11 protein-coding genes and 1 tRNA gene are annotated in these 13,641 nt (G+C 46.6%); 3 read left to right on the forward strand and 9 right to left on the reverse strand.

Annotated features, from left to right (window positions below; all coding sequences use genetic code 11):
• Positions 1-17: 17 nt before the first annotated feature.
• The 9 genes from WC647_10850 to WC647_10890 all read right to left on the reverse strand — a co-directional run bounded on the left by WC647_10850 (position 18) and on the right by WC647_10890 (position 10,393).
• Positions 18-665, reverse strand: a complete 648-nt coding sequence (locus WC647_10850; protein MFA6222798.1) for a nitrate reductase — start codon at positions 663-665, stop codon at positions 18-20.
• A 17-nt stretch (positions 666-682) separates the two neighbouring features.
• Positions 683-1,960, reverse strand: a complete 1,278-nt coding sequence (locus tag WC647_10855; protein MFA6222799.1) for a hypothetical protein — start codon at positions 1,958-1,960, stop codon at positions 683-685.
• 80 nt (positions 1,961-2,040) lie between these two features.
• Positions 2,041-4,428 carry an ATP-binding protein gene (locus WC647_10860; GenBank protein ID MFA6222800.1) on the reverse strand — a complete coding sequence of 796 codons (2,388 nt, stop codon included), beginning with the start codon at positions 4,426-4,428 and terminating at the stop codon, positions 2,041-2,043.
• A 62-nt stretch (positions 4,429-4,490) separates the two neighbouring features.
• Complete coding sequence (locus WC647_10865) at positions 4,491-4,883, reverse strand: response regulator (protein MFA6222801.1); 393 nt, start codon at positions 4,881-4,883, stop codon at positions 4,491-4,493.
• Positions 4,884-5,230: 347 nt separating this feature from the next.
• Positions 5,231-6,559, reverse strand: a complete 1,329-nt coding sequence (locus tag WC647_10870) for a sigma 54-interacting transcriptional regulator (protein ID MFA6222802.1) — start codon at positions 6,557-6,559, stop codon at positions 5,231-5,233.
• 173 nt (positions 6,560-6,732) lie between these two features.
• Positions 6,733-8,103 carry an ATP-dependent protease ATPase subunit HslU gene (gene hslU, locus WC647_10875; GenBank protein MFA6222803.1) on the reverse strand — a complete coding sequence of 457 codons (1,371 nt, stop codon included), beginning with the start codon at positions 8,101-8,103 and terminating at the stop codon, positions 6,733-6,735.
• Between the two features lie 69 nt (positions 8,104-8,172).
• On the reverse strand, positions 8,173-8,712 hold the full coding sequence (hslV, locus tag WC647_10880; protein MFA6222804.1) for an ATP-dependent protease subunit HslV: 540 nt from the start codon (positions 8,710-8,712) through the stop codon (positions 8,173-8,175).
• Positions 8,713-8,770: 58 nt separating this feature from the next.
• Positions 8,771-9,694: a tyrosine-type recombinase/integrase gene (locus WC647_10885; protein MFA6222805.1), complete on the reverse strand. Its 924-nt coding sequence runs from the start codon at positions 9,692-9,694 to the stop codon at positions 8,771-8,773.
• Between the two features lie 42 nt (positions 9,695-9,736).
• Entirely contained in the window at positions 9,737-10,393 is a 657-nt protein-coding gene (locus WC647_10890) for a TIGR00730 family Rossman fold protein (protein MFA6222806.1), read from the reverse strand.
• 265 nt (positions 10,394-10,658) lie between these two features.
• Here WC647_10890 and WC647_10895 point away from each other — a divergent pair.
• From WC647_10895 to WC647_10905, 3 genes are all read left to right on the forward strand, one after another.
• Positions 10,659-10,745, forward strand: a tRNA-Leu gene (locus WC647_10895).
• 128 nt (positions 10,746-10,873) lie between these two features.
• Positions 10,874-12,457, forward strand: coding sequence for a hypothetical protein (locus tag WC647_10900; protein ID MFA6222807.1), 1,584 nt, complete (start codon positions 10,874-10,876; stop codon positions 12,455-12,457).
• A 212-nt stretch (positions 12,458-12,669) separates the two neighbouring features.
• Complete coding sequence (locus tag WC647_10905; GenBank protein ID MFA6222808.1) at positions 12,670-13,305, forward strand: hypothetical protein; 636 nt, start codon at positions 12,670-12,672, stop codon at positions 13,303-13,305.
• The last annotated feature ends 336 nt before the right edge of the window (positions 13,306-13,641 follow it).

Raw genomic sequence — 13,641 nt, forward strand, 5'->3', positions numbered from 1 at the left:
TCCGTTTCAATCTCTTCTTACCAATCCTTGGCGTTGCGAACCGCGCCGAATTCAGACCCCATGTAAGCCCTTGTAAAGGGAAAGAAGAGCATGTGGCTCAATCTTGTAAAAGGGATAACCATCAGCATTACTGATCCGGTGATCATATGAACTACCACAGTTGTTTGGTAGTCAAACCACTGCTGGTTGGCGGCCAGACCGGTGAAAAATGGGGCCGCCGCGACTGCAAGCAACAAATAATCTGAGGGGTAGGTTACGAATTGAATTTCGGGCATCATCAGTCGCCTAATTAAGAAAAACAAGCTTGCCAGGACAACGATTATCGTCATATAAGTCCCGGCCACCTGGGATAAAGCCCCCCATTTCAAACCCCAAGCAAACTCGAACATGGCTATGTGCGCAAGTAGGAATATAGGGACCAGAATCAAGCAAATATGAAACAGAAAAGTCACAATAGTCACTTCATATCTGGCCCTCATATTTCTGGACGCAAATGGGATCATCCAGTGAAACAATGACCTAAGCGAATATTTTAGGCTCATATACGGATAGATAACCTTGTCCTTCTTAGCCGATCTAAGCATGGTCACGAATTGATAGACCATCCCTGATACAAACACTATGAAGGCTATCCAAACCAACGGGCCGCTGACGAACTCGTACATCGCTTACTCCTTGGCCATCAGACCAAATCTTTTAAATCAACTATCCGTCGAATATATCGACCATTATCAATGGGTTTAATAAGCAGCTTGGAGCCATCTGGACTGAAAACAGGCTCCCTCATGTCATCAAACGCCTGCGTGACAATTTTCCCGTCGACGATCACGAAATAATCCGTTCCTCGAGCAGCCCTAGTTGCCAAGTGAAGACCGTCAGGGCTAAAAACCGGATCCCACATCATGTCAAAAGTCTCTTTCCAGGGAACATCGTCGACTATGACGCTCCAATTCCCTGAGTCTTTGGCCACTGCCGCAACTCGGCGCCCATCAGGGCTGAATACTGGAGCCAAAACGACTTCACCGAAGGTATTTCTCCATACATTGCCTTCAACCCCAATGGTCCATCTACCGAATTCCGGCGAGACAACAGCGGCGACCTTATCGCCGTTAGGGCTGAAAACCGTATGCCATACCTGATTAAATGATTTGGACCACAGAGGTTTGCCGTTAACAAGAAGTCGCCAACCGTCCTTAGTCAGACAGGGCGCGATCACGTCATGTGCGCCTGGGACAAACGCTGGTCGCCACACGGCCTTGAACTCCTGGTCCCATGGGGCCCCATCAACTGCAATAGTTTGGGAACCGGAGAGCAAGCGTACCTCTGCGGCCACCTTCGTTCCCGCTGCGTCAAAAACACAGTCCCAAACATTGAGAAAATTGGCTTCCCATAGTTCTCCATCGACAGCAAGGCCCCAGACTCCCTTTTTGAAGCCGAATATGTCCCCTTCAGCCAATGACGCCAGTTGAACGTTCCCCGCCGCCCTTTTTCCATCTGGACTCACCTCGACGCTTCTCATCTGCTCAAATTTATTGTCCCATGGATTGCCATTCAAAGCGACGCTGTACCCATCGGAGGTTCTGACGTTGACCGCTACTCCCGAGCCATCAGCGCTAAACTTCATATTCCACACGTAATCAAACGTTTCTTCCCATGGTTGGTCTTCTTGGATAACTGTCCACTCATCGTCATTCATCCCTATACAGAAAAGAACACCAGCAGGACTGAACTTCAATGACCATGCTTTTTCAAATCGGTTAGTCCAGAGTTCACCGTTAACACAGACAGTGAAAGCGTCATCATCAGTCATTACAATCGCCGCGATTCTTTCTCCATCAGGGCTGACTGCAAATTCCTGGACTTCGGAAAACGATGCAATCCACTGCGAGACATCGACAATTTCTCTGGATGCTTTTTTCCAGTCCCAGGTGTTTTTTTCAGGATAACTTTCTTGACTCATTGGCCCCTCCAGTAAAGGGATTCTTTCCTTGACGTTTAGGACGGCCTTCAATCATTCGACAAACCCAAGCTCCATTTCGGTCAGCAAGGCTCCTCGATAGAGGACAGCCCCCTGGAATTCGTAACCTCTCCATTACTGGGAGGCTCATTCTGAAGCGCTGGATGTGAAGCCGTTTCCATATTGTGGCTATTTCCGTGAGGTAGCCTGATTGTGAAAGTGGTTCCCTGTCCAGGGACGCTCTCGAAGAAAATCTCCCCACCATGTTCCGCCACTATTTTGCTGGTTACCAGAAGTCCAAGGCCCGTGCCCCTGCTTCCTTTTGTCGAATAGAAGCTGGAAAAAATCTTTCTCCGGGTCTCGTCCGTCATTCCTGCCCCATTGTCCGATACTTCGAAAATAAAACCACCTTCCTCGTCTTCATGCGTCCTAACGACAATTTTGTGAGCTACCTTTTTCTTATCCCCGTCGCAGGCGTCTATAGCGTTGGCGACAAGATTTGACAGACATGTGTGAATTCCTCTCTGGTCAAGGAACACCCTAAAAGTTTTTCCAAGATTTGGGTCGAATTGTCTTTCAATGACTATGGACTTTTCCTGAGCTTTGATTTCAAAAAGAGTGCAGACCTCTTCAGCTAAGGAATTGGGGTCAGTAGCTTCATATTCAGGCATCCGTTCTTTGGAGTAAGTCAGCAGGTCTTTTACCAGGTCCCCAATTCGGTGGATGTTGTTCTTGACCATGTTCCATCCACGGTCCATTAACTTTGAATCATTGTCCTCAATTGCTGTTTCAACAACATAGACTCCGCCTTCGAGGCCTTGTATAATGTTCTTGATGCCGTGGGCCAGACCTGCGACCGTTTGCCCGACTACCGCAAGTCTATCGGAAGCCTGTTTCTCGCGCTCCAATCTCTTGAATGTCCTCAAATCCTCTAAGAACCCAACCGACCCGACAGGCTTTCCGAGATCAAACAATATGACGCCTGAAAATCGGACCGGGATCGGCTCACCTTCACGTGACTGAATCGCCGTTTCACGTTCAACTAAACGTGGGTTTTGGAGATGTTTGCCGGTGTGTGAGTCCAGAATCATTTGCAGGAACTCTCTTGGAAAATATCGTTGTAATTCACGGTCGCCAATAACTTCGACTGATTGGTGACCAAGGAGCTTTTCAGCGGAGCGATTAAAGATTGCGATCCTGCCCTGTTTGTCAGTGGCTATAATTCCATGAATCGAGTTTTCAATCAGGTTTGTCTGAAAATCTTTGGAGACTCTTAGTTCATCTTCGAGTTTGATCCTGTCCCTTATGTCCACTGCGATGAGCATTGCGTAAATTGTTCGGCCATTTTCATCGAGAATAGGGGAAGTGTAGCTGACATAATTGGCCTTTTCCCCTGCCCGGTCCAGACCACAATGTTCCTCCATACATTTGGAGCCGTCCTCGAAAGTTTGGACGACGTGGCAATCGGGGCATCTTTCCGGAAGTTTCTTAAAAACCTCATAACAATGCATCCCGATAGTGCCTTTAAAGAGGTCACTCATATGGGAGTTTTGACGTACGATTTCAAAGTTCTTGTTAATAACGCATACGAGGCATGGGACCTGCTCGAACAGATTCTTGTACTCCCACCGGCTTCTAATAAGCTCCTGTGTGCGTCTCCTGATCTGATCCCGCATAAGGTTAAACGACGCAGCCAGGGCGCCAAGTTGATCTTTAGATTCAACCGGAGTCTTATATGTGAAGTCACCGGCGGTCACTTTCTGTATTGCCGTTTGCAGCCTACTCACCGGCCTGTGGACCCTGTAGACGATGTACAATCCTATAGTTCCGAGCACCGCTATGAAAGTCCCTAGCCCCAGTAGCACAATTTTTGTCACTAACGACTGGACATGACGATCAAACCGATTGAGACTCATTTCCATATCCAGGACACCCAGAACTTTTTTGTCTTTGGCGTGGACGTGACAGGGCGCTGTGTAGCAGCCCTTTTCATTGTATATCGGGGTTATCATGCCCAAAATGCGGTCATTTCCCTGGTAATGTATTCTGGTGCGTTTTGCCGTCACCACGTCACTGAAAGGTTTGTCCTTCGGGTGACAGGCGACGCATGCCTCAGATTTCATGTCGACAGATTGGCCAACATCCTGAGGATTGTTGGAAAACTTTATCAGACCGTTATGGCTATAAATTCTGACGTCGGAGACTTCCTTTTGCTTTCCAATATCTTTTAGGAACGACTTGGTAGACTCCGGGTCGCCGTGAAGCATGTTGCTGTAAGTCGAACTCATGACTGCAGAGCTGAACCTGGCGGCTTCACGCACAATTTGATCGAGATAGAAACGTCGCTGGACATCCACGATCAGGTAAACAAACACTACATAGGACGCCAGAAGGATCAGCCCGACACTAAATGCGATTCTAAATCCCAAGCCTCTACTGAGGTTGGTCCAGTTTTCGCGAATCTTGCTCAATTTGGACCTCCGCTTTCCTCTGGATCACTATACGAACGAGTGCGGAGATTAAGGTCCGAATGTCACTCACCCAGGACTTCCTTGACGGCCTTGAGAAATTCATCTCTGTTTACCGGTTTTTCTATATATCCCTCAGGGGCTGGAATGGACCGGTGGTGTATGAATTTTTTGAAATCCATGTATCCGATGGGTGAAGTAGAAAAACCCGTCACCATTATTACCGGCACCTCTTTGAGTTTGTCGTCTTTCCGCATCTCTCGATACATTTTTATTCCCGTCTTTTCGGGCATTAGCAGGTCGAGGCATACCAGGTCGGGTTTCTCGTCGATAACCATTTTGAGTCCCTGTACCCCGTCTTCAGCTTCACAGACTTCATAGCCGTTTTTCCTTAGTAGAGTTCCGAGAAAAACCAGAACGTCCGGCTCGTCGTCTATTACTAGAATTTTTTTCGCCATGACACTGACCTCCTTTTGGGGCTGCCGACTCCGGTTCCACAAGGAACTATGTGGCTGGCAGTCGACTCAGGACACCTGATTCCTGACTTGCCCTTATCTAGCAAATGGTGTGCCAAGTAGCTACTTCTGTTTCAAATAAGATTGCGGGGTTTGTATCGATCTGTATTTACTAGGAAGTTGGTTAAAGGGAAAAAATGCGGAGTGAATTTCCAGTCGTGCAATTTACTTTTGGACAGAGGAACTTTGTTTAAGACTATGTTTCATGTTTGTTACACTGAAATCTGGTAAGGAGCTAACAGTCTAGTATCCCAAATAATTTAGTGACGTTTCATTTGTGAGACGTTGTCTCACTGACCAATCCCATATTTTTCCATTTTTCTCCACAGAGTGGCTCGACTCATACCAAGTTGGGAGGCCGCAAGGCTCTTTTTCCATTCAGCCGCTTCCAAAGCTTTGATAATTAGTTGTCTCTCCACGGCATTCAGGTTCAGGGATGTCTTACCGGATTTCTCGGGAGCCTTCATGGATTGGTTAAGCAGTCTTGCTGGTAGATCCGCTGGATGTATGAAAGAAGTCTTGGAATGCACAAATGAGTACTCTATAGCGTTCGCAAGTTCTCTCACGTTGCCTGGCCAGGGATAAGCCTCCAGAATTTCCAACACACCGTCGGCGATGCCTTGCATGCTTTTTCCCATTTGTTTGTTGAATTTTGTGATGAAATGGCTCACCAGAAAAGGAATATCTTCTATACGATCTCTAAGAGGCGGCAGATGTAAGGGAAAGACGCTCAGTCGATAGTAGAGATCGTCTCTGAATGTGTTTGCCATCACTTTTTTGTATAGATCCTTGTTGGTAGCGGTAATTAGTCTGATATCAATTTTAATGCTTCGATTATCTCCTACTCTTTGGATTTCTCTTTCTTCAAGAACTCTCAGCAGTTTCACCTGAATTGCCTGGCTTATTTCGCCTATCTCATCCAAGAACAGCGTGCCGCCATTGGCCAGTTCAAATTTGCCCACATGGCTTCTGATAGCCCCGGTAAAGGCCCCTTTGACATGGCCGAACAGTTCAGTTTCGAGAACACCCTCCGGCAGAGCTGAACAATTTATGGCCACAAAAGATTTATCTTTACGTGGTCCACAATAGTGCAGCGCACGAGCTATCAACTCTTTACCGGTTCCGGATTCTCCCTGGATAAGTACAGTCGTGTCGGTGTTCATCAGCGAGTCAAGGGCTTCATAGACCTTGTACATACTCTCGCTCTTCCCGACTATGTTATTGTAACCGTAATGACTCTGAAGTTCCTCCTGCATCCAGTAGCTTGTTGACACATCCCTGAAGGTCTCTATACCTCCGATTATCTTGCCGTCCATTGAGTAGAGTGGACTGGCGTTTACCAGCAGGTGGACAACCTCCTTGCGCTTGTTTCGGATTACCACCTCAACATTCTGGTATGGATGTCCACAGGATAGAGCGCGATCCACCGGACAGTTCTCAATACACAGAGGGCTTCTAAAAATCCGCGCGCACTCTGTACCTATCACCTCCTCCTTGAAGTAACCCGTGATCTGTTCGGCGGCGCGGTTCCACGAAACGATCCTCCAGTCTTTGTCCAAAGTCATTACACCTTCGGAAATGCTGTTGAGAATCGACTGGAGTAGCTGGTCGTTTTCCATTGGACACCTCCTTGTAGACAAGTGAGGTTCTCTTTCTAGTGGCAAATGTAGATTCCTCGGGCTGGAAAAATGCAATTAACGTGCCGGCAGACTTGAAACCAGGAACGGATCACGAAAATATTAATTCAAAATTTGACCGGATGACGAACTCCTATCTGTCCGCCTGCCCCCAATCATAGAATGTAACGACTTAGATCGTCACTCTTGACTATGTCCTTGAGTCGGTCCTGGACCATTTCACGCGTTATTGGGATTGTGGCTCCATCAAGCTCGGGGGCTTCGAATGATATTTCTTCAAGCAGTTTTTCCATGATTGTGTGAAGCCTTCTTGCCCCTATGTTTTCGGCCCGTTCGTTAACCTCCTCGGCAAGGGCTGCTATTTCTTCAATGGATTCTCGCTTAAACTCCAGTGTAACGCTCTCAGTTTTCAGGAGTTCCTCGTACTGCTTGACCAGAGCGTTCTTAGGTTCTGTGAGAATGCGAACGAAGTCTTCCTTTGTGAGGGGAGATAGCTCGGCTCTTAAGGGAAAACGTCCCTGGATTTCCGGGATGAGGTCCGAAGGCTTGGACACGTGAAACGCTCCGGCCGCAATAAAGAGTATATGGTCGGTTTTAATTACGCCATGCTTTGTGTTTACATTACTACCCTCGATTATTGGTAGGAGGTCACGTTGAACTCCCTCTCTGGAAACATCGGGGCCATGAGATGAGGAGTGAGACCCTGCTATTTTGTCCAACTCATCCACAAAAACTATCCCTGTCTGTTCGACTCTTTCTTTGGCTGTCTTGACCACTTTTTCGTTATCCAGAAGTTTGCTAAGTTCCTCTTGAATTAAAGACCTGAGAGCGTCGGGAACCTTGACCCGCCTACGTTTCGTTTTTCCGGGGAAGAAATTTGACATCATGTCCTTGATATTGATGTCCATTTCTTCCATTCCCCCAGGCGAGAAGATCTCAACCACAGGCAGAGAACTGTTCTGGGTTTCAATTTCGACTTCTCGGTCGTCAAGCTTGCCGTTTTTCAGTAGCTTTCGGAACTTTTCACGAGTCCTCTGGGTAACGTCTACCTCCTCCTCATCGTCTCTCGTTAACGCTCCTGCAGGCGCTCGCCTCAATTTTCGAGGCTGTCTGGCCGGCAGGAATATGTCGAGAAGCCTCTCTTCAGCTTGCTCCTCAGCCTTTGGACGCAGGGCTTCATATTCGTCAATCTTGACCATGTTGATACCAATCTCCATAAGGTCGCGTATCATAGATTCAACATCCCGTCCCACATAGCCGACTTCTGTAAACTTCGAAGCTTCAACCTTCAGGAATGGTGACTCTGCCAGCTTGGCGAGTCTACGGGCTATTTCAGTCTTGCCTACGCCGGTTGGCCCTATCATGATGATGTTTTTCGGCGCTATTTCGTCTCGAAGGTCCTCAGGAACCTGTCGCCTGCGCCACCTGTTTCTGAGGGCTATGGCTACCATGCGTTTGGCGTTGTCTTGACCTATGATGTACTTGTCAAGTTCCTGGACTATCTGTCTTGGCGTGAGTGTTTCCATTTCCTGAAATCGCTCCATCCTTATTTATAGAGAGTAGTGACGCTCTTTGATGAGTATACAGAGAAAACCTCAAATCGATTCAATTATCAAATTTTCATTGGTAAAAACACATATTTCGGCGGCGATCAACATTGCGGCTTTCGCTACATCTATCAATTCCATATCCGTATGGCGCATAAGGGCCCGCGCGGCCGCCAACGCGTAGTTTCCCCCGGATCCTATCGCTATTACCCCATCATCAGGCTCTACCACATCTCCGTTGCCTGAAAGCAACAGTGTCTGTTCTTTGTCCGCTACGATCAGCAAAGCTTCAAGACGCCTCAAGGCCCGGTCGGTTCGCCAGTCTTTGGCCAATTCTACGGCGGATCTGGCCAGATTGTTCGAATATTTCTCGAGGGTCTGTTCGAACTTTTCGAGCAGCGTCAAAGCGTCCGCCGTGGATCCTGCGAACCCGGCCAGTGCGCTCTTCTGTTTGCCTATTGACCTGACTTTCCGTGCTGAACTCTTCACTACCGTCTCACCTAAAGAAACCTGTCCATCTCCCGCCATTACGACCTTTTCCCCGCGCCGGACGCAAAGCACCGTAGTCGACCGCGTGACTATTTTCATTTTGGAATTATCCTTGTTCAGATTTTCGGATCAACTGATTCTATCTTGCCACGGAAAGTCAAACCTTAGAACCCCTTAATCCACTTCTTGGGTGAGCTTTGTCGTAAACTTCCATAAGTTTGCCGAGGTCAACCTTGGTATAACGCTGAGTAGTAGAGAGACTGGAGTGGCCGAGCATCTCCTGGATGGACCGCAGGTCCGCGCCGCCCAGGAGCAAATGAGTCGCGAACGAGTGCCTCAACGCGTGAGGCGAGGCGTCTCTACCTAGATTGGCGGAGTCCAGAAACGCCTTCATGATGCGTCTGACGTGTCTGGCGGAAAGCGCTCCACCTCTGTTGTTAAGGAAAAGAGCCTTATTTCCTGGGCTGCGAGGATGAGCGTTCAGAATTATTTCTCTCGCCGGTAGATATGTTCTTACGGCTTGGACAGCTTTTTCCCCAACCGGGCAGTATCTCTCCTTGGAACCTTTTCCAATAACTCGCGCCCACCCATTATCCAGGTCTATGTCCTGGATCTGTAATGAAGTGAGTTCGCTAATTCTCAAACCGGCTGAATACATAAGCTCAAAGAGCGCAATATCTCGGCTCAGGGCGGTCTCATTCCTTGAGAAAAACCTGTCCAGATCATCCACGCTTAACGCTCGAGGAAGCGGTTTGTCCTGCTTTGGAGCACGTAATGAAACTGCAGGATTGGTTTTTACAACTCCCTCTCTGGCCAGAAATCTGAAAAAAGTCTTCAAACCCGCCAGTTTTCGACCGATGGACGTCTTTTTGAGTTTTGTAAAACGACTGGCGATGAAGCCTCGGACATGGGCTGGAAGTATTTCCTCGACGTCTCGAAGTAGTGAGATATTTCCCGATCTTTCAAGATAGAGTCTGAAATCTTCGACATCCGACATGTAAGCGCGCAAGGTTTCTTTGGATTGAGCCTTTTCAGTTTCAATGAATCTATGAAAGTTTATGACTGCCGCCTGAAAATCCAAGAACGCTCCTCTTTGTCAGCATTGCCGATGATTGTTGTGAACTTACATTATGACTATCCGTTTGATAGCCGCCACAGCGGCTTCAGGATCGTCGGTTATCTGAAACAGGTCGAGGTCATCCGGGCATATCATGCGATTTTTCCCAAGCATGGTTTTCTTAATCCACGACACCAGGTCCTTCCAATAGTCCTTTCCCAGCATGATAACAGGGAAAGGTTTAATTCGATGGGTCTGAATCAGTGTCAAAGACTCAAACAGCTCATCCATCGTCCCAAAACCGCCTGGCAGTATGACGTAAGCCATGGCGTATTTCACAAACATCACCTTGCGTACAAAGAAATATCTGAAATTGAGATGGACGTTGGTATATGGGTTAGATGACTGTTCTCTCGGAAGCTGAATATTCAGGCCTATTGATTTACCCCCAGCTTCCATAGCGCCCCTGTTGGCGGCTTCCATGGCTCCGGGACCGCCACCCGTTATCACAGCGAATCCGTTTTCAGCCAGGAGGCGACCTGTTGTCCTGCCCAGTTCATAAACAGGATCGTTTTCGCGGATAGACGCTGATCCGAAAACCGACACAGCCGGATATATTTCGGAAAGTGTCTCGAATCCATCGACAAACTCGGAGATAATCCTGAAAATACGCCAGCTCTCACGGATGCTGAAGTCGTCAATAACATATTGTTTATTATCCATGTCGATATTCCTTCTTATTGCGGATAATTATATCAATAATCTCATCTATATCAAAATAATAAATTAATGTCCCTGAAATGTCGGCTAATAATATGATTACTATATTTCAGGCAACTAAACTAAGTAATTATTAATAATACATACAAATTAATTTATGTATTAATTTTTAGTAATTGATTTATTGGTTACACACCTTCACAAATACTTTTATATTTGATTATCTCTTTCTATCCGGGTATATTGCCGTCACCAAAAATCATCTCTAGCTCGGATGGCGGAATTGGTAGACGCAGTGGACTCAAAATCCACCGCCCGCAAGGGTGTGCGAGTTCGACTCTCGCTCCGAGCACCAACACAAGAGGTTACATCCACAGAGATGTAGCCTCTTAATTTCGTTTTATCTTTGGAATTCACGCAAGCGAATATGCCTCCTACTGTTGTTTCCCCTTGAATCATGCTGATCTCAAGAGTTTGACGATCATGCTCAACCACACTAATGGTCCCCCCATAAAATCGCTGATATGCCCGTCATTTGTGGCGTTTTTAGGTTGCTCAATCACTTACTTATTCATAAACGCCATGTCCTATCCGCTTGATCATAACGAACACATGTATATAACCGCTGGCTATCTTGCCCAGTCACAGACTCTTTACCGTGATTTCGCCTTTCTGCAGATGCCGTATTTGCCATTGCTTTACAGTTACATTTTCTCAATCGCTGGCGTGGAACGACTGTTGTTTACAGGACGATTGTGCACTTTTTTGTTTAGTGTGGTTTCAGTCATACTGGTCTGGTTAGCCTGTTACCGCGTTAGCAGGGACGTCACCGTTTCATCCGCAGGCGTGGCAGTCTTCAGTTTTTCCCCGTTCCTTGTAGCTACTTCAGGCGAGTCGTCTAATTATATGATGCCAATTGCCTTGTCTCTCCTTGCTTTCTTCCTGTTCATGGGAGCGCTAAGTGACGGTCGTTTCAAACGCTTGAGAATGTTCTTTGTTGGTCTTGCTTTAGCCTTGGCAACGGGCGCCAAGCTTTACTACGGTCCTTTCCTGTTGGGCTTTATTTTGTTTGCATTCGTTTTTCCAAAGACATGGCCCTTTCGGAGGCGTTTGAACCAACTGGTGGCTCCCATGTTTGCAGGGATGTTTCTGGGGTTCGTTCCTGTAATTCATTATCTGGTTAACTCTCCTGACGCATTTATTTTTGACAATTTGGGATACCACCTAATCAATTCGCAGTGGAAAGGTTTCGATCTTGAGAATAATTTTGGTTACAGAATCCAGGAATTATTCAGAATTTTCTTTTATTATCCCGCGAACCTGGCTTTTGCATTCTTGATTTTTTATTCTTTTTTTCGGGTCATATTTGCCAACAGACGCGCGGGAATGAAGGAGTTAGCCAATGATGAGGTTGTAGTCCTGACCGCAGTCCTCTCTTTGCTTGGATTTGCAGTGGCGTTAGTTCCGCTACCGACGTTTATTTACTTTTTTGCGGCGCCGTTTCCTTTCATGGTGATCCTCGCAGTGGCGCTGATTCATCGGATCCCGAGGATAGAATGTTCGGGGAAGGATGGCTTAGTTTTTTATCTAGTAATGCTTGTGACCATCATTTCCGGAGCGACAAATCTCTATGAACGACTCCCAGATTTTGTAGATTTCAATCGGTGGACAGGGATCAGGGTTCACAAGACATCTGAAGATATTCGGAAATTGTTGGGACCTATGGGGCAGGGCGATCTTGTCGCTACTCTCTCCCCACTATATGCGATTGAATCCAGATTACCGATTTATGTCCAATTTGCCACTGGACCTTTCCTTTACCGGGTAGGAGACCTGCTGTCCACACAAGAACTGAACACTTTTCGAGGCGCCTCCTCAAACAGAGTAACAGAGATGTTCGAAAGAAAGCCTCCATTTGCAATAATTGTTGGAGCTGAGGAAGGTCTTGACGCTCCACTGCGGGCGTATGCTAAAGAGAAGCAATTTCTGAAGGTTGAAGTGGGATTAATGGAGTTGTATAAGAAGGCGCCGCCTATGGGGCCCGTCTCACGGATCAACAAAATGTGAAGATCTTAAAGAAACTTTTCAGAAATCATCCGGTATCGCGAGTCCTAAGGGCCACTATCTACAAGAATCAAATAGCGCTTCATCCTCAATCTGTCGACTGCTGTCACATTCTGTACAGAGAAAAGGGGTTTTGCTCATCGCTTTATATTTTTGACGATTCAACTTTAATAGGTTATAATAACTAACATTAATGTTTAGAACAAATAGCATTTATGTCTGTCGAGACAAAGCCAGCCACACTGATGAAAAAGCCGACCGGAAATTGTACCAACACGAGTGTCAAAAGCGTTTTGTGGATATTAATTTGTAGCTGCCTTTCAGTTCTTATGCTCGGGGCTTATACATCCAGTTGGGGAGCTGAGGATCGGTGCGCTGAAGTCGTCAAAACGCTTGAACTGAATACCCTGAGACTTAAAGAATACGCTACGGCCCTTCAGAACGCCCACAGGGACAAGGATTTTCAACTTATAACCGTACTCAACAATCAGATCGATGAGACTCTTAAACAGGTTCGAGTGGGTGAAGCCGAACTCTTGAACTGCCCGTCCTCAGCGAGTGTTTCGGGGCCTGGTATAAGCTCTGTAAAATCTCAGGACACCAAATTTGCTGATGTTAACTGCGACGAACTGAAGAAAAAATATATTCAATTATCACGTAAATTTCACTCATTGGAACGTAGGCAAAAGAGTCTACTATCTGAATTGACGGTGGAAGAAAAGGCTAACCTTAGAGAAACTGAAGACTCACTCAAAGCCGTCGAATTGGAGCTAAAAAAACGCTGTGGACCCCCTCCGGCTCCAAAACCATTCCAACGGAGACCGCCGCCTACAAGAGGAAATTCTCGTTGATCGACATGATATTCCATGTTCCTTTGAAATTCGCAAAAGGCTTATGTTCTGAAATCTATGGATAGCGATTTTTTCATTTATCTTGGTTTATCCCTTACACTATTGGCTGTTTGTTTCATAGTTGGGTTTAAAATTAAAGGGCTTTTTCGTGGGTTTCGTAAACTAAAGACAGAAAGTGATATCCGACGGTTACGGACAAAATCACTATTAGGGCGTCTCTAAAAATTGATTGATTTTTCAGTCCACAGTCTTCGCGGCTTGTTCAGTCTGTGCTATAGGGAAAGTATATCAAGCAGGGAGGACAAAGAAAATGCCAATTCGCCTTCAACCTGGTTT

It is taken from the genome of Desulfomonilaceae bacterium, assembly GCA_041662605.1.
In the GTDB taxonomy this organism is placed as follows: domain Bacteria; phylum Desulfobacterota; class Desulfomonilia; order Desulfomonilales; family Desulfomonilaceae; genus CAJBEZ01.

Excerpts from the sequence above, each read along its gene's own strand:
- WC647_10890 (MFA6222806.1), bottom strand. The coding sequence starts at position 10,393 with ATGGATAATAAACAATATGTTATTGACGACTTCAGCATCCGTGAGAGC.
- WC647_10905 (MFA6222808.1), top strand. The coding sequence starts at position 12,670 with ATGTCTGTCGAGACAAAGCCAGCCACACTGATGAAAAAGCCGACCGGA.
- hslU (MFA6222803.1), bottom strand. The coding sequence starts at position 8,103 with ATGGAAACACTCACGCCAAGACAGATAGTCCAGGAACTTGACAAGTAC.
- WC647_10870 (MFA6222802.1), bottom strand. The coding sequence starts at position 6,559 with ATGGAAAACGACCAGCTACTCCAGTCGATTCTCAACAGCATTTCCGAA.
- hslV (MFA6222804.1), bottom strand. The coding sequence starts at position 8,712 with ATGAAAATAGTCACGCGGTCGACTACGGTGCTTTGCGTCCGGCGCGGG.
- WC647_10855 (MFA6222799.1), bottom strand. The coding sequence starts at position 1,960 with ATGAGTCAAGAAAGTTATCCTGAAAAAAACACCTGGGACTGGAAAAAA.
- WC647_10850 (MFA6222798.1), bottom strand. The coding sequence starts at position 665 with ATGTACGAGTTCGTCAGCGGCCCGTTGGTTTGGATAGCCTTCATAGTG.
- WC647_10900 (MFA6222807.1), top strand. The coding sequence starts at position 10,874 with ATGCTCAACCACACTAATGGTCCCCCCATAAAATCGCTGATATGCCCG.
- WC647_10865 (MFA6222801.1), bottom strand. The coding sequence starts at position 4,883 with ATGGCGAAAAAAATTCTAGTAATAGACGACGAGCCGGACGTTCTGGTT.